The following is a 20,684-nucleotide window of genomic DNA, read 5'->3' on the forward strand; positions in this document are numbered from 1 at the left end:
GGTGTTACTCTTTTCTGGGATACGGTGCAGAGCACCGAAATATTTGTAGCAAGCAGTGAGACTAGAACTCTCTCATAGGTGCAGCGCACCGAAATATAACCTAAAAAATTGGTTATGCACCTGCCATCCAATCGTCATTCTTGTCATTATAAATTCAAAAACAACTACTTTTATATTCACGAAATACTGCTATTCACGTATGGATACGTATCTCATGTAATTTCGAAATGATAATAATATGATTAAAAACGGACCTCAACTAAGAACCGTCAATGTAATACGTTATGTCACACCTCTGCGTGAAGGTGGTTCACTGCCTGCCATCGCTGAGGCAGATGATGACTTTCTTTACGTCTTAAAATTCCGGGGTGCCGGACAAGGCGTCAAAGCGCTTATTTCAGAAATAATTGGTGGAGAGATTGCCCGCGCTTTGGGACTTAGAATTCCGGAAATAGTTTTCGCAAATCTGGATGAAATGTTTGGTATGACCGAACCGGATGAAGAAATTCAGGATCTTTTGAAGGCAAGTACAGGCCTTAACCTGGCCATGCATTACTTGTCCGGAGCAATCACTTTCGACGCCCAGGTGACGACTGTCGATTCAAAACTGGCGTCTCAAATTGTATGGCTCGACTGCCTTTTGACAAACGTGGACAGAACGGCGAGAAATACAAATATGCTGATGTGGCACAAAGAATTGTGGTTGATTGATCATGGCGCGGCGTTGTATTTTCACCATTCGTGGACAAATTGGGAAGAACAGGCAAAACGACCTTTCATGCAGGTTAAGGATCATGTTTTGTTGAAGCAAGCAAGTGAACTGGAAGTTGTCGATGCGCTTTTCCGGGAGATCTTAACGGACGATCTCATTTATTCAATTTGTTCGCTCATCCCGGACGACTGGCTGCTGCGTGATGCTCCTTTTGAAACCGCAGAAGAGCACCGCCAGGCTTACGCCCGGTTTTTAATTTCAAGAGTTTCAGTATCGGAAGTATTTGTAAAAGAAGCGCAGAATGCAAGAACATCACTTATTTGAGTACGCCGTCATCCGCGTCGTACCCAGAGTCGAACGTGAAGAATTTCTAAATGTTGGCGTGATCCTTTATTGTCAGAAGCAAGGATTTTTACAGAGTAAATTTAATCTCGACTTGGGCCGTCTTCGTGCTTTTTCCGGCTCTCTGGACATCTCCGAATTGGAAGAATATTTATTTTCATTGAACAAAATATGTATCGGCGGAACGAAATCCGGGCCAATTGGAAGTTTGCCAATAGCTTCTCGTTTTCGCTGGTTAACGGCAACGCGCAGTACCGTTGTGCAAACCTCAAAAGTTCATCCCGGTTTTTGTAAAAATGCCGGAGAAACTTTGGATCAGTTATTCAATCAGTTGGTGCTTTAAGCTAACGGATTGATCAACAAATCTTCTGATCGTTGTATATTAAGAACCAAAAAAAAGCTTCGCCGAACAGTTTTGGCGAAGCTCTTTTATCCTCCAAGATTTGCTTAGAAAGATTTTAAAGCCTTGAAAATCTCGGTATAAGGCTGTTCTCCTTCAAAAGTTCTGACGTGTTTTCCATTTTTATCGTACATCGCGATGTAGGGAAATGATCTTATCTGATAATATTTCTGTACCAGGTAAGAGGTTCCTTCTGTCCCGATTTTGATGTTTGGATATGCAGCAAGATTGTAGTCTTTTTCAAACTTTTTGATCATTTCCATCGACTGAAAAGTAACCATTACCAGTTGCTTGTTACTAATGACCGTGTAGTTTTTCAGTAATGCTTTTGTAAAATCCTGACAATGGTCACAGTCGGGAGAAAAATACATTAGGACAACCGGACCCGGTTTTAATTGTGCAAAATTGTAAGGTTTTCCGTTTGTCAGCGTCATCTGAAACGGAGCAATTTTTTTGATACCAATGCCCGTCTGACTAAATGCAGAAGCCGAGAGGAGTATGAATAAGAAGAGAGGAATTATTTTTTTAGACATCTGAATTATGATTTATAACAAAGCTGCAAGATAGGATTCTTTTTGATACGTAAAATTGATCTAACGGAAAGACTTTCCTTATTTAAAGCATCATTTAGCAAAAAACTTCCCCCCATTTACATTTCCATTACAATGTTTTACATGCCTTTTACCAAAGCAAAGTTTGGCTTCTCTACTTTTAGTCATGCATTCGGAGTTTAATTCATTTACATTTAAAACAACAAATCATGAGAAAAGACAGACTTTTGGTAATCGCGTTGCTGCTGATGAGCAGCAGAATTTCATTCGGACAAAAAGCTTTTGGCAATTGTTCGGCAGTGTTTCTAAATAATAAAATGGTGGCCAGTGCGTATGGTGACAATGGCAAAAGTGAACTTGCCGCCAATGCCATGGGTATGCTGACCGTATGTACGGCTGAAATAAGTAGCCCGACGCAGACAAGGGCGATTGAGAAAATACATTTTAAAGTAGCAATCCGGGATAAAAGAACGAACATGCTGACTTTATTTTCTGCCCTGGATTTCAGCGAGATCAGTATTCAAAATGTACTGAAAAAATGTGAAAAGGGAGATCACATTGTTTTGGTCACGACGGATAGCCAATATGCTTTACCACATAATGAAATTCTTGTTTTATAAAATTAATTTGAAACACATGAAAAACCATATTCCGCGATTCTTGATCATTCTGATCTATATATCGACAGTTTCAATTTCCGATGCTTTACCAAATAATAACATCAATGATATTTCATTGCTTCTTAATGGAAAATCGGTAGAACCGGGAAACTTTGTTCACATAAGAAATGGGCGTTTGACATTGATCGAAATAAATTCCAAGTCGGGCACGAGAACCGGATTGCCATTTTTCGCTTATCTTAGACGAGCTGGAAAAATCGTCGATGTAAATGCCTATGCACATAATTTTTCAGTCCGTAGTATTGATTTGAGTCAGATTTTAGAATCGGCGAAATTGGGGGATGATATCATTATTGAACCTGCGGACAAAACGAATGTTTCGGCTAGAAAAATAATATATGTTAGTTATTCTATGCTTTTCCCGGCATTTAACTGGTTTCCATTTTTGAATAAAAACAAGGGAGGATGTTAATTCAGCTTTGTCGAATTTATGATATAATTTTAAAAGGATGAATTTAAGAGCTGTCAGACCGAAAACAACCGCGACAGTCACTTTTTTAGTGATGACTTTTCTGATATTTTCTGCGCTTGAAAACGTGAGCGGAAACAATGATTCTGTCCGGTTTTCTGAAAAAGTAAATCTTGCTTTGCGGCGAACGGCTCATCTCTTACTTGTTGAAAATGGAGATTCTACATCCGTGATTACGCCGGTTCAACAGTTGGACGCAAACACATTTTCTGTAAGGATTGATAAACTTTTTGATTATGACAAGCTGCCCGATTTATTACAGAAATCATTAAAAATCCACGGAATAGATCAGGGCTACAATGTTTCAGTACTCCATTGCGAAAACAGCGCGATTATTCTGGGTTATAGTTTTCAGGATTTAAATGAAAAAGAAGGCGTGCCATGCAGTGGAAGAAAGTTGGAAGCCGGTTGTTATGTTGTGCAGGTAAGTTTTTATCCGGAAGAAAAAACCGCGTCTGCAACCAGTAACTGGTGGATTTTCCCAGTCGGAAGTTTGCTTGCAGGATTGGGTTTGATTGTTTGGAAAAGAAACAAGAAGGAAACTAATTCGGTTAGTGATCCACTTCACGATGAAATTGACAACAATATAATTTTCGGAAGTTCTGTTTTGAATATGACCAATTTAATTCTGATTTCAGAAAGTAAAACTTATAATCTGACATACAGGGAAGCGAAGCTTCTCCACCTGTTTACCAATAATCAAAATAAAATTCTGGAACGCGATTTCATTCTAAAATCGGTTTGGGAAGATGAAGGGATAATTGTAGGCAGAAGTGTTGATGTTTTTGTTTCGAGGCTGAGGAAAATGTTGGCCGAAGATGCAAAGGTAAAAATCGCCGCGGTTCATGGCATAGGTTACCGGATGGAGGTAACCATGTAAAATCACGCAGTCAGCCTACAAAATCTGACTGTGTGATTTTTTTCTTCAAAACGGTATATTACAAATTCTGTTTTTTCAATTCTTCAACCGCATGGTTAGCTGACCTTGCAGTCATCGCCATATAAGTGATTGATGGATTTACGCAAGAAGAAGAAACCATCGCGGCGCCATCCGTAACAAATACGTTTTTACAATCATGGATCTGGTTGAATTTATTCAGCACCGAAGTTTTCGGATCTTTCCCCATTCTTGCCGTTCCCATATCGTGAATTCCCAATCCCGGATGCGTGTCTGTCCGGTTAAATCCTGAGATATTTTTAAAACCCGCGGCATCAAGCATTTCTACGGCCGAAGCCATCATATCTTTACGCATGGTCAGTTCGTTTTCCCCAAAAGCTGCGTCAAAAACAATCATTGGAATTCCCCATTTATCCTTTTTGTCTTTATCCAGAAACATCCTGTTGGAAGGATCCGGGAGTATTTCTCCAAAACCGCCAAAACCCATCGTCCAGGTTCCTGGCCTTGTCATATCTTCTTTGAAACTTGCCCCGAAGCCATCGGTCGTGATACCCCGTTTCCAGTCACTTTTGCTTGCGCCACCCTGATATCCATAACCACGAAGAAAATCTTTTTTATCATTTCCCCAGTTTCGGAATCTGGGAATGTAAAGCGCGTTTGGTCGTTGTCCAAAAATATAGTCGTTCTCAAATCCATCGACAGTCGCGTTTGCACCAACACCAAGATGATGGTCCATAATATTTCGCCCAACCTGGTCGCTGTCGTTGCCCAGTCCGTTCGGAAAACGGGAAGATTTTGAGTTAAGAAGCAAGGCAGCAGAGTTCATTGAACCTGCGTTTAGAAAAATAATTTTTGCATAAAACTCTTCAACAGCCATGGTGTTCTGTTTGATCACACGGACACCTTTTGCTTTTTTCGTTTTTTCGTCATAAATAATTTCTCTGGCGATAGTATCATGCAAAACGGTCAGTTTCTGGGTTTTCCGAGCAGCCGGAATGGATCCTGACAAAGAACTGTAATAGCCTCCATAAGGACATCCCCGGGAACATTTGCTTCGGTATTGGCACGATGCCCGGCCTAATTCGGTATGCCAGGGCTGCGGTTTGGTAAGATTGGCAACCCGTCCGATCGTAACCGGTCGGTTCAGTTTTTTCATCATCGTGTCCTTAAAATACGCTTCCGGCGCACTCATCGGCATTGCTGGCAGATAATGACCATCGGGCAATACTTCCCATCCTTCGGCCTGCCCGCTGATACCTACAAATTTTTCAACATGTGCATACCAAGGTTCGAGATCTTCGTAACGTATCGGCCAGTCGATCGCGATTCCCTCTTTTGCATTAGCCTCAAAATCATTTTTATTCATCCGGTAAGACTGCCGTCCCCAGTGCATGGATTTTCCGCCAGTGTGATAGGCCCTGATCCAGTCAAAGGGACGTTTTTCTATGTATGGATTTTTCTTGTCGTCCGTAAAAAACTCGGCTGTTTCCTCATTCGCCAAACTTCCGAACCGGCTGTTTGCCCAATATTCTTCTGCCGACTGGATCGAAACCTTTCCCCGGTGATCAAATTCCCAGGGGCCTTTCATAGCAGTATCGTAGTCTTCAATATGTTTCACTTCGCGCCCGCGTTCGAGCATTAAAACCTGCAATCCGCGTTCGGTAAGTTCCTTTGCGGCCATGCCTCCGGTCATTCCCGAACCGATTACGATGGCATCGAACGTATGTGTTTTATCTGATTTTAGATTTAAATTCATGGTGATCCGACGTTAGTATGCGAAAGATTTCTGATTGGGTTTCAACTTGATCATTTCCAGTTTTCCGGGAATCGGTACATAATCGAAAGATGATTTTAGTCCTTCTTCCGAAGTGAAATACCCCAGCAAGGTAAGTTCTTTCATCAGACGCCAATAGGGGAGACCCTTCGCCTGCGCCGACATCTGTTCACGATCTTCATTGTCGCCCATCTTGGTTTGCTGCACCTGATATGCCTTCATTTGGTCAACGGTATCACTTTCCACTTGTTTTAGCATTTCGGTTTTCTGTGACGTGGTCAGGGAAAGAAAATCCTTTTGTTCCAAATTTTTGACCCCTTCCAAAAAGCTGACTTGTTCGGGAATTTTGTAGCAGTCTTTAAGCATCATCACAATAAAAGCAGGCACTCCAACATCCTTCGCTCCGGGTGTGCTGGTTTTGGGAATAATGATTTCTGCAACTTCTGCAATGATCAGTTTTTGATTGTCTGTCACGACGAATTCAACAGGTAGCGCCAGGCTTGTTTCAGGATTTTGCCACTGATTCATTGCCAGCAGTGTCGGCGCCGAAAATGTTCCGCCAAGCATGAGCGCAACACTTTTTATGGCATCTCTTCTCTTCATCGGTTATCAATTTATTTTTCTGTATTGTGATTATCAGAACAATTCCAAAATGACTGATTTTTAAATATATCAATCAGAATAGGATGGATAAAGTATTCTTAAACAGCTGAATGCACTGACGATCAGGCACTCATTGATACTTAAAGATTGTCCTTTGTTCGAAATACTTAAACAAATTGAAAAGTCCGCTTGAAGTATGGGAACAGGTTGCCAAAAAGGCGTTGCAGGTAGTTTTTATGGCAGTTTTTGTATTTATTTATAATATTTTTAAACTGCAAACCGCAGTTATTTGTTGTTACTTTGTTAACCAAATTAGAAATTAGAATTTTTAAGCATGAACTGGAAATCAGTAAAATCAGAAGCAGACGTTCAAGAACTTTTTAATGCCAACGAATATTCCCTAATTTATAAACATAGCCCGCGCTGCATGACAAGCTTAATGGCTTTCAGAAATATGAAATCGGGTGCGGAGTCAGATTATAGCATTCCATTTCATATTGTGGACGTAATTCAGGACCGCGAAGTTTCTGGCCTTATCGCTAAAACTTTTGCTGTCAAACACGAATCACCTCAGGTTTTAATCGTGAAAGACGGAGCGTGTATTTTTAATATTTCCCATGAAAGTATCGTTTTGAAGGATATTGTTAAAAAAATAAACGCTTTGACAGAGGCATAGGTTTTGTCATTTCTGTTCAGTTTCCCACACTAACTATTTGCGCGTGAAAAGAATTTTGGTTGCCTTCCTGTTACTTACTTCGGTTAATTATATGAGTTTTGGGCAGGAAGGCATTTTGCCTCTGGACAGCAAGAACAATGCAGTATATTCTGATGTTGGCGCGGTGCAGCATTCCAGAGATGTACTTTTTTCGAATGCGCAAAAGTGGGTTGTTAAAACATTCGGGAACTATGAAAACGCAGTGGTCAAAGAAGACCGGTCAAATGGAAAATTGGTGCTTAACACTTATGCGCCGATATCCAGTGCGGCCTATGAATATCTCCGTTTAACAATTTCCATTGATTGTCAGGATAATAAGTATTCTGTTTTGATGACAGATCTGGAAGGGATTGCCAAAAGCCAAACGATCAAACGCCTTGGGAAAAGACAAAATGACGAAATTCAGGAGAAGTCGGTTTTGGTCAAAACAGAATCCAACCGTAAACAGAAAGCCCTGGCTGAGAATGAACTTAATGAAATGAGATCTGATAATAACAGCGTCAATGATGCAGTTTACGGCTTAATGGCTTCGCTGAAACAAATGATGATCGCGGGTTCAGAAAATTGATCAAGGCGATTGTTACATCACCTTGATATTGTTTTCTTTAAAACTCCGGTAAAGTGTTTCCAGCACATAACTTTTAAAAACAGGTTCTATGTAGACGCTTTTTACCCATACCAGAACTTTTAGTTCCACATGATCAGCTCCGATACTGTTGACTAAAATCTGACTTGGTGCATTTTTTATAATGTCTTCTGACTTCCCGATAGTTTCGGTTATCAGCTTTTTTACAAGATCAAGATCGGATTCGACGTTTACCTTGAAAACGATCTCGCTTTTAAGCTGCGAATTTTTCTGAGTATAATTTGTCAGTCTCCCCGACAGCAGATCCCCGTTGGGGATGATCACCCGCGAGCCCTGGGAAGTCAGCATTTTGCTGGATCTGATACCAATATCAAGCACTTTTCCCTTCTTGTCAGCCAACTCAATATAATCTCCGATATTGAAAGGTTTTTCAAAAATCAGGATAATTCCGGAAACGAAATTGTTGATAATATTTTGGAGGCCAAGTCCAATCCCGACTCCCAGTGCTCCAATCAAAACCGTTATTTTATCGAGTGGAACGCCGGAAGCAGTAATGGCGAAAAGAAATCCTATGACGATGATGACCAAACGGATAAGCGCCAGTTTTGAATTTTTTCCTACCGTATTATTCCCAAAACTGTTATCAGATTCTCCAAACAGGATCCCGATATTTTTTTGGAGAATATTGGAGAGATAAAGGATAACGGCGAAAAAAAGAATATTGCCTAAGGAGAATGTAATATTTCCAAAAGTACGGGGCTTCAAAAGCAGTTCCTGCAACAGATTTTGGATGGTATCGATAATATTCAAATTGATCGCGAACACCAGAACCCATAATAAAACTGAAATAAATGAGAGCATTTTTCGGAACTTGGAACGGCTGCTCGCCACATTGATTCGAGAGAAAATGCCTCCTGAGCAGGAACTTACCCGGATCTGTAACTCCATAGCTTCTGCAACAATCTGTACAAAAACGGCCAGACTTAAAATCTGAACCAATCCGCTGATCGCTGTTAAGTGGAATGATTTTGCCAGACTAATTCTTCCTAAGGCATTTAATAAAATGGCTAAAATGTTAAGTATAACGAAAATGACAACTACCGGTTTGATAAACTTTTTATGGAACTTAGCTTCCTGCATTTTTCGATAAAGCCAGATACCGAAATAAATAGATATGGCGTTCAACAGAATCAATAAAGAACGCAGCAGAAGCGACTCGTTGACGAATGCGTTTGTGAAAATAACGAGAATGTATAAGCCTAAAATTGTGAACCATACACGTAGCTGGCTTTTGGGTATGCGTCTGTATAAAAATATGCTCAGCGTTATCAATAGCAGAAACTGATTCAGTTCGATATAGATGGAAGGTGAGTCAGGTTCGAATAGCGGTGTAAGATTAAAAAATACGACAAGTGTCGAGAGTAGCGGAATTCTGGCTATATAATTGAACGGTAATTCGCCGATATCGGCCGCAAGTTTTGGTTGTGAAGCCAGGCGGAAATTGATATAGACCCACCAGAAAAATATGGCACACAGGATCAATAAAAAAATCCGGTTATCCCAGGTTGAGTTAAAGAAGTAGCGTAATATTTTGTCCTGCCCGACGTAGGACGTTTTGATTAATGTCCCGATGTTGTCAGAATTGCTGGTTTTCGGCGCATTCCAGAGATAATTATATTCCTTGCTCAAAACGTTCCTTCCAGATTCCCTCACATAATCATCCACTACGGTTTGTAAGTCAATAGTGCGAAAATAAATTGTGGAAGCATCTGCAAGCAATCGGCTGACGGTATCAAGATTTGCCACAGTGATCTTTCCTGTGTTTTGCAGCCGGACTCTCAATTCGTCTATTTGTGATTTATATAATTTTCGCTGGGTGGTGTCTCCAACATCAACCATCAGGAGCGAATCTCTCCCAAACTGAATAACCTCCTCCGACATACGTTGCAACTCAGCATTATATTTGGAAAGGGATTTTCGCCACATGGCCGTTTTTGTCTCGGCATCGGTGAGCATCAGACGATAATTTAAAAGGGTTTTGTTGTCAGGAATTGTTTTATTTAACTGCATCGCAGAATCAATCTGAGCGACGTTTCGTTGAATTTGGTTTAAATCCTGTCTGATATTTGGTCCATCGTAGCCCTTTTTATTGGCACCATTCATCTGGGTTATTGCGGCCTGATACTTTTCTAAACGAAATAATAAGGTATCGGGAATAACCACACTGGAATCGATGGCTATTGGTTTATTTTGCGCCCATAATATTTCACAAGGAATAATTAGAAGGAAAAATAATGCAGTACGGAAGTGCTGATTAGATTTGAAATATTTAGATATAATGAATTTCTTCATATCAATTTTAAAATTAACAGATGCGGCAAACCTGCAAATAACATGCCTGATACGGTTTGTTATTGCAATTACGCTTTTTTGTCTGCAATATCTGTAATTTTAAAATTGCCTTTTGAAGTATTTCCAGTCAATGATTTTTAGGATGATGATCAAAGCAACCGCAGCAGATAAGGATTTGGTGGTAAAGATTTTGACTAGTGCTTTTTTGGAAAACAGGAGCGTCAACTACATCATCAAACAGGATGATTTTAAACAAAAAAGAATAGAAGCGTTGATGGAGTATTCCTTCCATTTTTGTCAATCTGTTGGCAAGATTTACCTGTCCAACGATAAAAAAGCTTGCGCGTTGATCTCATTTCCTGATCGTAAAAGAACAAATTTTAAATCCGTCTTCCTCGATTTAAAACTGATCATGAAGTCTGCCGGGATTAGTAATATTTCAAAAATTCTCGCTAGGGAAAAGTTAATATATCAAAATTATCCAGCGCCGGAGATTTATTATTTATGGTTTATCGGCGTTGCGCCTGAAAATCAGAATCAAGGTTTTGGACAGAAACTTCTGACAGAAATCATCGGGGATGCCAATCAAATGAACCGACCTATTTATCTGGAAACCTCCACAGAGAAGAATTTGGCATGGTATCTGAAAGCAGGATTTGAGATTTACAATCAACTGGATTTTGGTTATCCTTTATTCCTGCTGCGACGCGAACACGCCTGGTGAGTCTGTCAACCTTTCTAACATTGAAGCTAGGCCCGGGAATAATTAAAAGGTGTAGCAACTCAAATAGGATTACTTTGTTCCTTACAGGAATTAAATTTTTTATCTTGTTATGAACAGAAATTATCTTCTTCAATTTTCTGTTGAAAAAAGAGATTCTTTAAGATTCTGCCTCATTATACCAGCAGGTAGATTTATAATTTCAATTACAAAATTTAGATATTTATGGAATACAGACAACTAGGTGCCTCTGGCATAAAGGTTCCAGTTTTAAGTTTTGGTACTGCCACTTTTGGTGGTGGAACCGAGTTTTTCAAGGCATGGGGAGAAACCCAGTTGGAAGAGGCAAAAGGGCTTATTAATATTTGTCTTGAAGAAGGGGTAAATCTGTTTGATACGGCCGACGGATATTCCAAAGGTCTGGCTGAGGAGATCCTTGGCAAGGCGTTAGGCGGATTACGTAATCAGGTTTTAATTTCTACCAAAGCGACATTTCCTACCGGCGACGGACCTAATGATTATGGTTCGTCACGTTTTCATTTGATCCATGCCTGCGAAGAAAGCCTGCGGCGTTTGAATACTGATCATATTGATATTTATCATATGCATGGTTTCGACGGGAACACTCCGGTCGAAGAAACACTTCGGGCTCTGGATGATCTGGTTACCAGTGGAAAAGTTCGTTATATCGCCTGTTCCAATTTTTCGGGATGGCATTTAATGAAATCATTGTCGGTTTCTGAACGATATGGCTGGGCGAAATATGTTGGACATCAGGCTTATTATTCCTTATTAAACAGAGAATTTGAATGGGAGCTGATGCCTTTGGGACTGGATCAAAAAGTGGGAACAATTGTGTGGAGTCCGCTTTCCGCGGGTTTGTTAAGCGGGAAATTTAAAAGACATCAGCCGAAGCCGGAAAGCAGCCGTTTAAGTCAGGGTGGGTCACACGGACCGGAAACGAATTTTGAACTGTTATATAACATTGTTGATGCGCTGGAAGAAGTAGCCGAAGAAACAGGCAAATCCGTAGCGCAGGTCTCTTTGAACTGGCTGTTACAGCGCCCAACGGTTGTCAATATCGTCATCGGAGCCAGAAATGAAGAGCAACTTCGGCAAAATCTAGGTTCTGTTGGCTGGAATCTGACGCCCGAGCAGATCAAAAAACTGGATGATGCGAGCGAAGTACCACCAATTTATCCTTATTGGCACCAACGCGGCAACACAACGCTAAATCCGATTCCGAAATTTTATTGAGCTATTTTTTTGCCACGAATGCTCAAATTTTTACTAATATTTTTTGATAAGTTTTCGTGAAAATTTGTGTGCACGTGGCAAGAAAGGCTGTTTTATAATATTTTTTTTCTTCAAAGTTAATAATTTTGCAAAAGATATTCTTTTAAAAGTTTGTTTACTTACTTATAAGTAAGTAATTTTGATTCGTCAATGAGAAACACAAAATGAAAGCAAGAACAGATACCAAAGAGAAAATCGTGGAACTGGGAACAGATCTGATCGAATCTATTGGGTATCCCTCTTTAAGTTATCAGCAGATTTCTTCCCAACTGGGAATCAAGAATGCTGCGGTGCATTATCATTTTCCAAGTAAGGAAAGTTTAGGACTGGATGTTCTGAAAAGTGCGGTTGTCTCTTTTGAAAAGATCATCGCCAGTATTTCGAGCCTTGGACCCTGGGAACAATTGGACACATTCTTAAAAAGTTATAGGACCCATTTAGAAAGCAACAACAAAATTTGCCTGATTGGAGCAAGCGCATCTGACTATCGGGAATTGCCGGAATCTATGCAGGCCGTCGCAACTGAATATCTTGTCCTGGTTAAGGGCTGGTTTGTTGAACTTCTTAAAAGGGGCAGGGAAGAGGGCGTTTTTTATTTTAAAGGTGAAGCAATTAACAAAGCCGCGGTAATCGTTTCTGCATTGGCAGGCGGCTTGCAGCACGCGCGCCTCATTGGTAATGAGCATTATGACGAAGTAGTGAAACAAATAGTGGTAGATTTAAAGCCATAAAAAAATTTGCTCATATTACTTACTTATTAGTAAGTAAATTATTTAATTTAATATAAACTATAAAAATCATGTCAACACAAAAAGTAGCATTCATCACCGGAGCCAATCGTGGAATTGGATTCGAAACAGCAAAGAAATTGGGAAAACTAGGTATTTTTCCCGTCATAGGTTCACGAAACGAAGCTTCCGGAAAGGAAGCAGTTGAGAAATTAAAAGCCGAAGGAATAGAAGCGGATTCAATTGTTTTCGATGTAACAGACAAGGCAGATCATACCAAGGCATATCACTACTTCGAAGCTAAATTTGGAAAGCTGGATATACTCGTTAATAACGCGGGAGTGACTTTGGAAGGTGATCCCGTCGCATCTTTGTCGACTGTTAATCCCACTACGGAAGTTTCAGAAGAGACGCTTCGCAACACTATGGAAGCAAACTTTTTCGCTCAGGTTTTCAGTACGCAGCGACTTTTGCCGCTGATCCGAAAATCGGAAGCGGGTCGTATCGTCAACGTTTCCAGTACATTAGGTTCTTTAAGCCTTCACTCGGATCCGACTTCGCAAATTTATGCAATTCAAATGTTTGCCTATAATACTTCAAAAACTGCATTAAACGCTTTCACCGTCCATCTTGCATACGAGCTGAGAGAAACTGCTATAAAAGTCAACTCTATTCATCCGGGTTGGGTGCAGACAGCATTGGGAGGATCTTCTGCGCCGGTTTCAGTGGAAGATGGGGCAGACAGCAGCGTACGTTTGGCAACCATTCCTTCTGATGGCCCAACAGGCGGCTTTTTCTATTTGGATGATGTTATTCCTTGGTAGAAATAAGGTATTTAATTTATCAGTTTGAAATCTAATAGGTGTTTTTCATCATAACTCAATACAAACGAGAGGCTTGTTTTTTTACCAAGCCTCTCGTTTGTAGCTACTACGGATCTAAGGAACTAAAAACTTATGCCTTGTGAAATATTGAAGCAGACAATTCAGTTATATATCAAAAAATAATGGTTTATGCATTTAAGATTTATCGGGTTGCTTCTGTTCATTTTAGTTGGTGGAGGTTGGCAGATTTCGCTGGCTCAGGTATTGCGGAGTAAAGGAAAAATGAACCAGCAGTTTGTCATGAATGATGAAACTGTGATTGTTAATCAAGCGACAGGTAAACGTATCAGCTACAATGCCTACGATGAATTGCTAAAAAAAAATCCAGGCAGATACCGGACGCAGCCGGTTTTTGATAAATACGGAAAAGCTTCCTCTTTTGCCTTAATTCCTAAAACAAAATCTGAAATTGAAACGGGCATTACGCTGACGGTTGACGAAGATGGAATGCCTGAAATTGGCCAGCCGCTTCCGCCATTCGTTATGACCGGACTAGACGGAAAAACTTACGACTCGGAAAAACTTCGGGGCAAATATATTCTTTTGGGATTTTGGGTGAAGTATGAAAAACCGATGTATACCTGGGAAAGCACCAAGATTATCTCGAATTTCATACAAGAGAATGAAGATAAAGGCATAGAAATCGTGTCTCTTGGAACTACGATAAACACGGATGAAGAATGCCGGAAATTTATTCCTAAACGCAATTGCGGATTTATTCCTGTTCCAAATTCGTACGGTTTCAACCACCGCTATAAAGTGACCGAAACCCCATTTTTTGTGCTTGTCGACAAAAAGGGAATCGTAAGAGCAATGGCACCGCATACAGAATTTGATAAGATCAGCGAGCTGTCTTTACGCTGATCTTTTGCAACGCGTAGAAAAGTTGTAAATTTTAAAAAATTCAGGACGTGATATTACCACACATCCTGAATTAATGTTCATTTACAGGGTAACAACCACCTTGCCTTTAGTTTTTCCTGACTCAACCTGCAAGTGGGCCTGGCCCATTTCCTCAAAGGGAAAAGTTTGAGAAACATGCGCTTTGACAATGCCTTTGGACAGCAGGTCTGCAACCGACTTCATATCATCTCCATTAGAGCTAACCAGAAAGAAAAAGCCATTGATGCCCCTCGCCTGCGCTTTTTCAGAGATAGACTCAGCCATACCGGAAGGAATTGTGATCAGTATCCCACCAGGTTTGATCGTTTCCAATGACCGGTCCATATTATCACCACCAATCGTATCCAGCACAAAATCAGCGTCTTTTACAACATCTTCAAACTTTTGAGTTTGGTAATCTATATGCTCATCGGCGCCAAGTGAGAGAACGAAATCTTTGTTTGCCGCAGAAGACGTCCCGATGACATAGGCGCCCAGATGTTTAGCCATTTGGACAGCAAAATGACCAACACCGCCCGCAGCAGAATGAATTAAAACTTTTTGCCCAGGCCTAACATTTGCGTGAGTCGTTAGCGCCTGAAATGCTGTTAGCGCAGCCAGCGTTGCTGCAGCAGCTTCCTCGTGTGAAACATCTGCCGGTTTGACAGACAGTTGTGAAGCTGGTGCTGCAATATATTCCGCGTAGGCCTGACCATGTCCCGGAAAATTGACCATACCAAAAACTTCGTCGCCAACTAAAAATTCGGTTACCGCAGAACCCGTTTCAACAACGACCCCAGAAATATCCCAGCCCAGGATCAGAGGACTAATCTCTTTCAAACGGCCATACATTCCTTTTCCCTGGCGTGTTTTAACGTCGACGGGATTGATACTGATAGCCTTTACCTGAACCAGAACTTCATTTTCGCTAATTTTTGGCATATCTATGTTCGATAAAACCAGATTTTCTACGCTTCCCGGGGTTTCTAAAACCAATGCTTTCATAAGAATTTCGATATTTTATTATTATTCTTGATGCAAAATTATACTGCAATATTGAGTATATTAAGGTATAAATTTGCCATTATTCAGTAAATTGCAGATGTTATGAAAGAAAACATATATCAGCCGTTTGAGATTCTTTTTCAAGAACTTGACCAAAGTCCGAACGATGGCCACAGCCATAATTTTTTCGAACTGGTATACATCATTTCCGGTACCGGAAAACAGTGTATCAATAAAAGTACATTTAATTATCATGCCGGGCACATGTTTCTGATAACACCGGAAGATTGCCATTCTTTCCATGTGCTCACCACAACCAAGTTTTGTTTTATACGGTTTAATGAAGATTATATCAAATCCAGCTATGCCGGTACAGACCGAGCGTCAAGAACCGCGCGTGTCCAAAAACTTGAATTTATTCTTCAAAATGCCAACCATCAGCCAGGTTGTATTCTCCGCCAGCCGGGTGACAAGGCTCTCGTCAAACCGATGGTTGAAAGCATTCTCAGGGAATATGTCAACAGAGATTTGTACAACCGGGAGCTGATCGAACAGCTGGTCAACACAGTGATTATTGTAGTTGCCAGAAACATTGCAAAAATTTTGCCGGAACAGGTTAACGAGGGAACAGAAGAAAGAGCAGTTAATATCCTGCATTATATTCATCAGCATATCTTTGAACCTGAAAAAATCAGGACGGAACTAATCAGCAAACATTTTGGAGTTTCTGAACACTATCTCGGCAAGTATTTTAAAAAGCAAACGGGAGAAACGTTGCAGCAGTATGTGATCAATTATAAACTGAAAATGGTCGAAAATCGTCTTTTGCACAGCGAAATGAGAATCGGCGAAATTGCAGCAGAAATGAGTTTTACTGACGAAAGTCACTTGAATAAATTATTCAAAAAGTATAGAGGAATGAGCCCTACTGAGTTTAGAAAAAATCAATTGGTTCTGGAATAATCATTAATTCCGGAAAACCATGTAGAAATAACTTATTGATCTTTACTTCTTAAAATTGGTAGCACATCACTTAAACCTTGTAAATTGGTGCAATAATCAGGATACAGGACACATGTCAATAGTCACTACAAACGATCAATTTTACGCTGGCTTGCCCATCAATGATAGACCGCTGAGCGATTTATTAGTGGCTGATCATTTGTTCTGCCGCGTACCCGAAGATTGGTTTATTGTGGTTACAGATGTAAAAAATTCTACGCTTGCGGTACAGAATGGTTTGCATCAGACCGTCAATCTGATTGCTACGGGATGCATTGTAGCTGTCCTTAATATTGCCTATAAAAATCACCTGAACATACCCTTTTTCTTCGGCGGTGACGGCGCGACCTGCATTATTCCTTCGTCCATTTTGAATGCGGTTATTCAGTCGTTATTAATACACAAAGAAAATACTTTCAGCAACTTTGAAATTGACCTCCGAGTTGGGTATGTTCCTGTCAATGAAGTTTATAAGCAAGGTTATGAACTGAAATTAAGCAAATTCAAAAGTGCGGCAACTTTCACTATTCCGATCGTTTTGGGCAATGGGTTGATGTTTGCAGAAAAATTGATCAAAGGTGAAGATCATCGCATTTCCAATATAAAATCAGAGGACGAAAACCTTGATCTGGAAGGAATGCAGTGCCGGTGGGACAGAATTGCGCCGCCCGAAAACTATGACGAAGTAATCAGTTTACTGGTCGTCGCGATGAACGAAAAGGAACAGGGAATTGCATTTAGTAAAGTTGTAAAACTCCTGGACCAGATTTACGGAACTCCACAAAAACGCCAGCCGATCTCTATTGGAAGGCTGAAACTGAAAGGAACGATGTCTCGGATGGATCTGGAAATCAAAGTCAAATTTGGTCATAACCGCTTTATTTACAGTCTGTATAATACCTTCATGACCTGGTTTGGCTGGTATTATTTCCGAACCAAAGAGGGGAAAAGCTATTTAAACAGCATCGTAGATTTTTCTGATACGCTGGTGATTGACGGAAGAATAAATACGGTTATTTCAGGTACCGCTGGTCAACGGACCAAATTGGAAAAGGAGCTCAATGAACTGGAAAATGCAGGTGAAATTAAGTATGGTTTATTTGTAAGCAAAGAATCTGTCATGTCGTGTTACGTTCCGGATGCCGATAGAGCGCATATTCATTTTGTGGACGGAGCTGAGGGTGGATATACAAAAGCTGCTGGAGTTTTGAAATTAAAAACCAGATATAACTGAATAACGATATGGTTTTCAGTTGACTGCACTCGCTGTTACGTCTGTTTTTTGTGTATCTTAGATTAAAATTTTTTGTTCTCCTCATTTATATTGAGTCTTCAAAAAAGCTTCTGATTTTTGATTAGTTTTTGCTAAAAACTGCTTTGATAATTATAACAAACACAATTCACCATGGCGTTATTAAAATTACAAATCAATAACCGCAGCTATGAGGCAGATGTCGACGGAGATACTCCGCTTTTGTGGGTATTGCGCGATCATCTTGGCCTTGTAGGCACCAAGTATGGTTGTGGAATCGCTCAGTGTGGCGCGTGCACTGTGCATGTAGACGGAGAGGCTGTCCGTTCTTGCGCCTTGCCGGTTTCAGCAGTAGGCAAATCAAAGGTAACGACCATCGAGGGACTATCTGAAAAAGGTGACCATCCGGTACAGAAAGCCTGGGAAGAAGTGGACGTAGCGCAATGCGGATATTGCCAGGCCGGTCAGATCATGACTGCCGCGGCATTTTTGAAAAAGAATCCTAAACCGACCGACGTACAGATTGTCGAAACGATGAGCGGTAATCTTTGCCGTTGTGGAACATACCACCGTATAAAAGAAGCAGTGAAATCGGCAGCGTCCAAAACTAAATAATCATGCAGAGTGTAGAACAATCATCAAGGAGAAACTTCCTGAAAATAGCTGCTGCAACCGGTGGAGGTTTATTTTTAGGTTTTAACTGGTCGAATGCAGCAGCACTACCAAGCATTGTAAATCAGGAGTCGCTAGTTGCCGGAGCTGTTAATTTTAACAGTTTTCTTACCATTGGTACAGACAATATAATAACGATATTTTCACCGAATCCTGAAATCGGGCAAGGCATAAAAACTGCTTTTCCAATGATCGTGGCTGAGGAGCTGGATGCCGACTGGACGCTTGTTAAAACGGTTCAGGCAAATCTGGATACCAGCAAATACGAACGTCAGGTAACGGGCGGAAGTGGAGCAGTACCCCATTCCTGGGAGCGTTTGCGCAAGGCGGGAGCAACTGCTAGGTATCTTTTGGTTGAAGCTGCATCAAAACGCTGGAATGTTCCGGTGTCTGAAATTACTACGGAAAAAGGGAAGGTGTTGCATAAAACTTCCGGTAAATCTTTAACCTACGGGGAGCTCGCAGACGAGGCATCGAAAATTGCTATTCCGAAAGAAGTAAAATTAAAAGACGAGAAGAGTTTTACGCTGATCGGGCAAAGTGTCCGTAACGTTGATAATAACGATATCATTACCGGAAAGCCACTTTTTGGTCTGGATTTTTACCGGGAAGGCATGCTGTTTGCGTTAATCCAGCGTCCGAAGGCTTTTGGCCTGAAACTGAAATCCGTTGATTCAGAAGCTGCAAAAAAAATGCCTGGTATTGTGGATGTGGTAACTTTTGGAAACAGTGTTGCCGTTGTTGGGAAATCTACCTGGCAAGTGAAAAAGGCCCGTGAGGTTTTGAAAATAGATTACGAAAAAGAATTTGATCTGGAAAGTTCAGCCGACCATAACCGAATTTTCAAACAGCTGCTCGAAAATGGTGAAGCAACTGTTCGACGGAAAAACGGGAATGTTGAGGAAGCGTTTAAAAATGCTGCGAAGATAATAACAGCTGAATATCAGTGCCCGTTTCTGCCGCATAGCCCTTTGGAGCCTATGAACTTTTTTGCGCATGTTCGGGAAGACGGCGTTGAGCTCGTCGGACCAACGCAAACGCCGGATCGTGCCCGCAATGAAGCTGCTAAAATAACAGGGTTTCCGCCAGAAAAAGTTACAGTGGAGATTACCAGGCAAGGTGGTGGGTTTGGCCGCAGGTTATCTGCTGATTATGCAATCGAAGCAACGCACGTTTCCAAGCTGGTGAAGGCACCGGTAAAAGTTGTCTGGACACGCGAGGATGATATGACCGGCGGGACCTATCGTCCGGCAGTGCGTTACCGGTTTGAGGCTGCGTTGGATAAATCCGGCCAGATGATCGGTTATAAACTTCGTGGCGTCGGAATGAATTCAGGGAATCCGACACGGGAAGACAATTTTCCATCAGGTGCTGTTGATAATTTATTAATTGATTCGGTAGAACATAAATCCCCTATTACCACAGGTCCATGGCGTGCGCCTATTACCAATTTCCTGGCGTATGCTGAACAATCCTTTCTTGATGAGGTAGCAGAAGCCGCCGGGAAAGATCCGATTCAGTTCCGTTTGGAATTGTTTGAAAAAGCGAAAAAATCTCCTGCTGGCGAAGTGAAATATGATATTGACCGGATGATCGCTGTAACAAAACTGGCGGCTGAGAAAAGCAACTGGGGTAAGAAAAAAGGTGTCCATCAGGGTTTTAGTGTTTATTTTTCTCATCGTTCCTATGTTGCCCAGGTGGGAGAAGTTGTTGTTGAAAAAGGAAAACCGGTTCTTAAAAATGTGATTGCAGCCGTTGATTGTGGTATCGTCATCAATAAAAGCGGCTCTTTGCAGCAAGTGCGGGGCGGCGTTGTGGATGGTGTTGGCCACGCAATGTATGGAAATATGACATTTAAAGACGGTGCGCCAGACCAGAGTAATTTCAACGGATTCCGGTTGATCCGGATGAGTGAAATTCCGGAAGTTGATGTACATTTTGTAGACAATGGCATTTCGCCAACAGGACTGGGTGAGCCAGCGTTGCCACCAGCCGGTGCTGCCGCGGCAAACGCCTTTTACAAAGCAACGAAGAAGAGATTACGTAATCAACCGTTTATCGAAGAAGAAGCGTTCAAAAATATTTCTTAGTCATAAAACGTTTAAAGTCAGGTTTCAGGTCGGTGTAGTTTTCATCACCTGAAACCTTTTGTTTTTTGGT

At 41.1% G+C, this 20,684-nt stretch carries 21 protein-coding genes; 16 read left to right on the forward strand and 5 right to left on the reverse strand.

Features of this window, described 5'->3' with window-relative positions; genetic code table 11:
* The first annotated feature begins 238 nt into the window (after positions 1–238).
* Both AC1XUO_RS21830 and AC1XUO_RS21835 read left to right on the forward strand, forming a co-directional pair.
* On the forward strand, positions 239–1,036 hold the full coding sequence (locus AC1XUO_RS21830; protein WP_483331904.1) for a HipA family kinase: 798 nt from the start codon (positions 239–241) through the stop codon (positions 1,034–1,036).
* The gene (locus tag AC1XUO_RS21835; protein ID WP_483331905.1) at positions 1,014–1,397 is read left to right on the forward strand and encodes a DUF3037 domain-containing protein; all 384 of its coding nucleotides are present in this window, start codon (positions 1,014–1,016) and stop codon (positions 1,395–1,397) included. The genes AC1XUO_RS21830 and AC1XUO_RS21835 overlap by 23 nt, the downstream gene beginning before the upstream one ends.
* Positions 1,398–1,501: 104 nt before the next feature.
* Here the strand turns inward: AC1XUO_RS21835 and AC1XUO_RS21840 are convergent, their stop codons facing one another.
* Positions 1,502–1,987, reverse strand: a complete 486-nt coding sequence (locus AC1XUO_RS21840; RefSeq protein ID WP_483331906.1) for a TlpA family protein disulfide reductase — start codon at positions 1,985–1,987, stop codon at positions 1,502–1,504.
* A 227-nt stretch (positions 1,988–2,214) separates the two neighbouring features.
* Between AC1XUO_RS21840 and AC1XUO_RS21845 the strand changes: the two genes are divergently transcribed.
* Genes AC1XUO_RS21845 through AC1XUO_RS21855 form a run of 3 tightly spaced genes read left to right on the forward strand, consistent with a single transcriptional unit; the run spans position 2,215 to position 4,034 of the window.
* The gene (locus AC1XUO_RS21845) at positions 2,215–2,625 is read left to right on the forward strand and encodes a hypothetical protein (protein WP_483331907.1); all 411 of its coding nucleotides are present in this window, start codon (positions 2,215–2,217) and stop codon (positions 2,623–2,625) included.
* A gap of 16 nt (positions 2,626–2,641) precedes the next feature.
* On the forward strand, positions 2,642–3,097 hold the full coding sequence (locus AC1XUO_RS21850; protein WP_483331908.1) for a hypothetical protein: 456 nt from the start codon (positions 2,642–2,644) through the stop codon (positions 3,095–3,097).
* A 37-nt stretch (positions 3,098–3,134) separates the two neighbouring features.
* A complete protein-coding gene (locus tag AC1XUO_RS21855; protein WP_483331909.1) occupies positions 3,135–4,034 on the forward strand; it encodes a winged helix-turn-helix domain-containing protein in 900 nt (299 codons plus the stop codon).
* Between the two features lie 58 nt (positions 4,035–4,092).
* On the opposite strand, the gene AC1XUO_RS21860 is transcribed toward AC1XUO_RS21855, so the two are convergent.
* Positions 4,093–5,808: a GMC oxidoreductase gene (locus tag AC1XUO_RS21860; RefSeq protein ID WP_483331910.1), complete on the reverse strand. Its 1,716-nt coding sequence runs from the start codon at positions 5,806–5,808 to the stop codon at positions 4,093–4,095.
* Positions 5,809–5,820: 12 nt separating this feature from the next.
* Positions 5,821–6,429 carry a gluconate 2-dehydrogenase subunit 3 family protein gene (locus AC1XUO_RS21865; protein ID WP_483331911.1) on the reverse strand — a complete coding sequence of 203 codons (609 nt, stop codon included), beginning with the start codon at positions 6,427–6,429 and terminating at the stop codon, positions 5,821–5,823.
* Positions 6,430–6,763: 334 nt separating this feature from the next.
* Between AC1XUO_RS21865 and ytxJ the strand changes: the two genes are divergently transcribed.
* Positions 6,764–7,105 carry a bacillithiol system redox-active protein YtxJ gene (gene ytxJ / locus AC1XUO_RS21870; RefSeq protein WP_483331912.1) on the forward strand — a complete coding sequence of 114 codons (342 nt, stop codon included), beginning with the start codon at positions 6,764–6,766 and terminating at the stop codon, positions 7,103–7,105.
* Between the two features lie 43 nt (positions 7,106–7,148).
* On the forward strand, positions 7,149–7,712 hold the full coding sequence (locus AC1XUO_RS21875) for a DUF4468 domain-containing protein (RefSeq protein WP_483331913.1): 564 nt from the start codon (positions 7,149–7,151) through the stop codon (positions 7,710–7,712).
* 12 nt (positions 7,713–7,724) lie between these two features.
* Here the strand turns inward: AC1XUO_RS21875 and AC1XUO_RS21880 are convergent, their stop codons facing one another.
* On the reverse strand, positions 7,725–10,082 hold the full coding sequence (locus AC1XUO_RS21880) for a mechanosensitive ion channel family protein (protein WP_483331914.1): 2,358 nt from the start codon (positions 10,080–10,082) through the stop codon (positions 7,725–7,727).
* A 142-nt stretch (positions 10,083–10,224) separates the two neighbouring features.
* On the opposite strand from AC1XUO_RS21880, the gene AC1XUO_RS21885 reads away from it, so the two are divergent.
* The 5 genes from AC1XUO_RS21885 to AC1XUO_RS21905 all read left to right on the forward strand — a co-directional run bounded on the left by AC1XUO_RS21885 (position 10,225) and on the right by AC1XUO_RS21905 (position 14,575).
* Complete coding sequence (locus AC1XUO_RS21885; protein WP_483331915.1) at positions 10,225–10,806, forward strand: GNAT family N-acetyltransferase; 582 nt, start codon at positions 10,225–10,227, stop codon at positions 10,804–10,806.
* 222 nt (positions 10,807–11,028) lie between these two features.
* The gene (locus tag AC1XUO_RS21890) at positions 11,029–12,060 is read left to right on the forward strand and encodes an aldo/keto reductase (RefSeq protein ID WP_483331916.1); all 1,032 of its coding nucleotides are present in this window, start codon (positions 11,029–11,031) and stop codon (positions 12,058–12,060) included.
* A 203-nt stretch (positions 12,061–12,263) separates the two neighbouring features.
* The gene (locus tag AC1XUO_RS21895) at positions 12,264–12,830 is read left to right on the forward strand and encodes a TetR/AcrR family transcriptional regulator (protein ID WP_483331917.1); all 567 of its coding nucleotides are present in this window, start codon (positions 12,264–12,266) and stop codon (positions 12,828–12,830) included.
* A gap of 68 nt (positions 12,831–12,898) precedes the next feature.
* Complete coding sequence (locus AC1XUO_RS21900) at positions 12,899–13,651, forward strand: SDR family oxidoreductase (protein WP_483331918.1); 753 nt, start codon at positions 12,899–12,901, stop codon at positions 13,649–13,651.
* 189 nt (positions 13,652–13,840) lie between these two features.
* On the forward strand, positions 13,841–14,575 hold the full coding sequence (locus tag AC1XUO_RS21905; protein WP_483331919.1) for a thioredoxin-like domain-containing protein: 735 nt from the start codon (positions 13,841–13,843) through the stop codon (positions 14,573–14,575).
* Between the two features lie 81 nt (positions 14,576–14,656).
* On the opposite strand, the gene AC1XUO_RS21910 is transcribed toward AC1XUO_RS21905, so the two are convergent.
* On the reverse strand, positions 14,657–15,598 hold the full coding sequence (locus tag AC1XUO_RS21910) for an NADP-dependent oxidoreductase (RefSeq protein ID WP_483331920.1): 942 nt from the start codon (positions 15,596–15,598) through the stop codon (positions 14,657–14,659).
* A gap of 102 nt (positions 15,599–15,700) precedes the next feature.
* On the opposite strand from AC1XUO_RS21910, the gene AC1XUO_RS21915 reads away from it, so the two are divergent.
* The 4 genes from AC1XUO_RS21915 (at position 15,701) to AC1XUO_RS21930 (ending at position 20,614) form a co-directional block, all read left to right on the forward strand.
* Positions 15,701–16,561, forward strand: coding sequence for an AraC family transcriptional regulator (locus AC1XUO_RS21915; protein WP_483331921.1), 861 nt, complete (start codon positions 15,701–15,703; stop codon positions 16,559–16,561).
* A 112-nt stretch (positions 16,562–16,673) separates the two neighbouring features.
* A complete protein-coding gene (locus tag AC1XUO_RS21920) occupies positions 16,674–17,834 on the forward strand; it encodes a DUF3095 domain-containing protein (RefSeq protein WP_483331922.1) in 1,161 nt (386 codons plus the stop codon).
* 171 nt (positions 17,835–18,005) lie between these two features.
* The gene (locus AC1XUO_RS21925) at positions 18,006–18,467 is read left to right on the forward strand and encodes a (2Fe-2S)-binding protein (protein WP_483331923.1); all 462 of its coding nucleotides are present in this window, start codon (positions 18,006–18,008) and stop codon (positions 18,465–18,467) included.
* A gap of 2 nt (positions 18,468–18,469) precedes the next feature.
* The gene (locus AC1XUO_RS21930; RefSeq protein ID WP_483331924.1) at positions 18,470–20,614 is read left to right on the forward strand and encodes a xanthine dehydrogenase family protein molybdopterin-binding subunit; all 2,145 of its coding nucleotides are present in this window, start codon (positions 18,470–18,472) and stop codon (positions 20,612–20,614) included.
* Positions 20,615–20,684 lie beyond the last annotated feature (70 nt).

The sequence above is a fragment of the Dyadobacter sp. HNCC25DJ186 genome (assembly GCF_056895235.1).

Bases quoted from the DNA above. Each gene is read 5' to 3' on its own strand.
- AC1XUO_RS21830 (WP_483331904.1), top strand. From the start codon at position 239: ATGATTAAAAACGGACCTCAACTAAGAACCGTCAATGTAATACGTTAT.
- AC1XUO_RS21835 (WP_483331905.1), top strand. From the start codon at position 1,014: ATGCAAGAACATCACTTATTTGAGTACGCCGTCATCCGCGTCGTACCC.
- AC1XUO_RS21840 (WP_483331906.1), bottom strand. From the start codon at position 1,987: ATGTCTAAAAAAATAATTCCTCTCTTCTTATTCATACTCCTCTCGGCT.
- AC1XUO_RS21845 (WP_483331907.1), top strand. From the start codon at position 2,215: ATGAGAAAAGACAGACTTTTGGTAATCGCGTTGCTGCTGATGAGCAGC.
- AC1XUO_RS21850 (WP_483331908.1), top strand. From the start codon at position 2,642: ATGAAAAACCATATTCCGCGATTCTTGATCATTCTGATCTATATATCG.
- AC1XUO_RS21855 (WP_483331909.1), top strand. From the start codon at position 3,135: ATGAATTTAAGAGCTGTCAGACCGAAAACAACCGCGACAGTCACTTTT.
- AC1XUO_RS21860 (WP_483331910.1), bottom strand. From the start codon at position 5,808: ATGAATTTAAATCTAAAATCAGATAAAACACATACGTTCGATGCCATC.
- AC1XUO_RS21865 (WP_483331911.1), bottom strand. From the start codon at position 6,429: ATGAAGAGAAGAGATGCCATAAAAAGTGTTGCGCTCATGCTTGGCGGA.
- ytxJ (WP_483331912.1), top strand. From the start codon at position 6,764: ATGAACTGGAAATCAGTAAAATCAGAAGCAGACGTTCAAGAACTTTTT.
- AC1XUO_RS21880 (WP_483331914.1), bottom strand. From the start codon at position 10,082: ATGAAGAAATTCATTATATCTAAATATTTCAAATCTAATCAGCACTTC.
- AC1XUO_RS21885 (WP_483331915.1), top strand. From the start codon at position 10,225: ATGATGATCAAAGCAACCGCAGCAGATAAGGATTTGGTGGTAAAGATT.
- AC1XUO_RS21890 (WP_483331916.1), top strand. From the start codon at position 11,029: ATGGAATACAGACAACTAGGTGCCTCTGGCATAAAGGTTCCAGTTTTA.
- AC1XUO_RS21895 (WP_483331917.1), top strand. From the start codon at position 12,264: ATGAAAGCAAGAACAGATACCAAAGAGAAAATCGTGGAACTGGGAACA.
- AC1XUO_RS21900 (WP_483331918.1), top strand. From the start codon at position 12,899: ATGTCAACACAAAAAGTAGCATTCATCACCGGAGCCAATCGTGGAATT.
- AC1XUO_RS21905 (WP_483331919.1), top strand. From the start codon at position 13,841: ATGCATTTAAGATTTATCGGGTTGCTTCTGTTCATTTTAGTTGGTGGA.
- AC1XUO_RS21910 (WP_483331920.1), bottom strand. From the start codon at position 15,598: ATGAAAGCATTGGTTTTAGAAACCCCGGGAAGCGTAGAAAATCTGGTT.
- AC1XUO_RS21915 (WP_483331921.1), top strand. From the start codon at position 15,701: ATGAAAGAAAACATATATCAGCCGTTTGAGATTCTTTTTCAAGAACTT.
- AC1XUO_RS21920 (WP_483331922.1), top strand. From the start codon at position 16,674: ATGTCAATAGTCACTACAAACGATCAATTTTACGCTGGCTTGCCCATC.
- AC1XUO_RS21925 (WP_483331923.1), top strand. From the start codon at position 18,006: ATGGCGTTATTAAAATTACAAATCAATAACCGCAGCTATGAGGCAGAT.
- AC1XUO_RS21930 (WP_483331924.1), top strand. From the start codon at position 18,470: ATGCAGAGTGTAGAACAATCATCAAGGAGAAACTTCCTGAAAATAGCT.